2 protein-coding genes are annotated in these 2288 nt (G+C 66.9%); both read left to right on the top strand.

Annotated elements, in window-relative coordinates; genetic code table 11:
• Positions 1-62: 62 nt before the first annotated feature.
• On the top strand, positions 63-1523 hold the full coding sequence (guaB, locus tag ACTHL0_RS22305; protein ID WP_440569081.1) for an IMP dehydrogenase: 1461 nt from the start codon (positions 63-65) through the stop codon (positions 1521-1523).
• Positions 1524-1536: 13 nt separating this feature from the next.
• Positions 1537-2288: hypothetical protein (locus tag ACTHL0_RS22300; protein ID WP_440569080.1), on the top strand; the 752-nt coding region annotated here is incomplete at its 3' end.

Raw genomic sequence — 2288 nt, 5'->3', positions numbered from 1 at the left:
TCGCACAGTGAAAAGCAGGGAGGTATCGCGTATAATTCGCTTTTGCGCCTATAGGATTTGCCATGCGTCTGATCCAAAAAGCACTCACGTTCGATGACGTGCTCCTCGTCCCGGCGTTCTCCGACGTCTTGCCGCGCGACACCAGCCTCAAAACCCGGCTGACCCGCAACATTTCTTTGAATATGCCGCTCGTGTCGGCCGCGATGGATACGGTCACCGAGGCGCGGCTTGCGATCGCCATGGCCCAGCAAGGCGGCGTCGGCATTATCCACAAGAACCTGACGGCGGCCGAGCAGGCGCGCGAGGTGGCGAAGGTCAAGCGGTTCGAATCGGGCGTCGTGCGCGATCCGATCACGGTACCGCCGCAAATGAAAGTGCGCGATGTGATCGCGCTGTCGCAGCAGCACGGTATTTCGGGTTTCCCCGTCGTCGAAGGGGCGCAGTTGATGGGCATCGTCACGAACCGCGACTTGCGTTTCGAGACCCGCCTGGACGAACCCGTGCGCACGATTATGACGCCGCGCGAGCGCCTCGTGACGGTCAAAGAAGGCACGGCGCTCGCCGAAGCAAAGGCCCTGATGCACAGCCACCGTCTGGAACGCGTGCTCGTCGTGAATGACGCGTTCGAGCTGCGCGGCCTGATGACGGTCAAGGACATCACGAAGCAAACGGAACACCCGGACGCCTGTAAGGACGAGCACGGCAAGCTGCGCGTGGGCGCGGCGGTGGGCGTGGGCGCCGACAACGAAGAGCGCGTCATGGCGTTGGCGGCGGCCGGCGTCGACGTCATCGTCGTCGATACGGCGCACGGTCACAGCAAGGGTGTGCTCGAGCGCGTGCGCTGGGTCAAGAAGAACTTCCCGCACATCGAAGTCATCGGCGGCAACATCGCCACGGCCGATGCGGCGCGGGCGCTCGTCGAATACGGCGCGGACGGCGTCAAGGTCGGCATCGGCCCCGGTTCGATCTGCACGACGCGGATCGTCGCCGGCGTGGGCGTGCCGCAAATCACGGCCATTACGAACGTTGCCGAAGCGCTGAAGGGCACGGGGGTGCCGGTGATCGCCGATGGCGGCGTGCGCTTCTCCGGCGACGTCAGCAAGGCGCTCGCGGCCGGTGCGAATGCGGTCATGATGGGCAGCATGTTCGCGGGCACCGAAGAAGCGCCGGGCGACGTGTTCCTGTTCCAGGGCCGCCAGTACAAGTCGTACCGCGGCATGGGTTCGGTGGGTGCGATGAAGGACGGCGCCGCCGATCGCTACTTCCAGGACAACTCGGCGAACATCGACAAGCTCGTGCCCGAGGGCATCGAAGGACGCGTGGCGTACAAGGGCTCGGTGGGGGCGATCCTGTTCCAGCTGATCGGCGGGGTGCGCGCGAGCATGGGCTACTGCGGTTGCCGCACGATCGACGAATTGCACGAGAAGGCGCAGTTCGTTCAGATCACCGCGGCCGGCATGCGCGAATCGCACGTGCATGACGTCCAGATCACGAAGGAAGCGCCGAACTACCACGTCGATTAACTTCCGATCGCCGATGAAACCGCTGCTGCGCGCCGTTCTGATCGTCGATGCCGGGCTTTACCTGAGCGCCGGTGCCGCGTTGTTGCTGTCGCCGCTTGCCGGCGTGCAGCGCACGCTGCAGTTGACGCCCATTGAGCCAGCCATGGCCGGGCAAATGCTCGGCTTGGCGCTGCTCGCCTTGGCGTGGCTGTCCCTGCGGGGTGCCTTCGATGGCGCGATGACGGTCGGCGTGGCGAAGATCGTGGGCCACGTGACCTGGCTCGCCGGCGCGCTCGTGCTGGCTTGGACGATCGGTCCGCACACGCTGTGGCTGCCGCCGCTGGGCATCGTGCCGAACCTGTTGATCGGCGGGTTGCTCGTCATCGTGGGGCTCGGCGGTGCGCGGTTCGCGGGAGCGGTGCGCCGGCGCGAAATCGACAAGGTCGCGCAGGCCGCCGGCGATGGTCCGAAGGGAAAAGGGAAGGGCCGTGGCGTGGCCGCGCCTGTACCCGGGCCGGCTATGCCGGCGGAGCCCGTGTTGCGCCAGTCGGAGCGCGTTGAGACGGTTGACGAGCGGGCGTCGTCGCGTATCGGGCGTCCCTTTGCCGCGTCGCCGGCGCCGAATGTTCGGACGAGCGATGGTCCAGCCCCATCGTCGGCACGCACCAGCGCCGCGGACGGCAATGGCGACGTACGTGGGGATCACCCGGCCGCGGCGCCGCCGCCGCCGGGTGATGGTTGTCCGCACCCGCGTCCGCGCCGGCGCCCCCGCAGCCCGATTTTTCG

The organism is Trinickia sp., assembly GCF_051961175.1.
GTDB lineage: Bacteria > Pseudomonadota > Gammaproteobacteria > Burkholderiales > Burkholderiaceae > Trinickia.
This window is presented reverse-complemented; position numbering and strand designations above follow the sequence as displayed.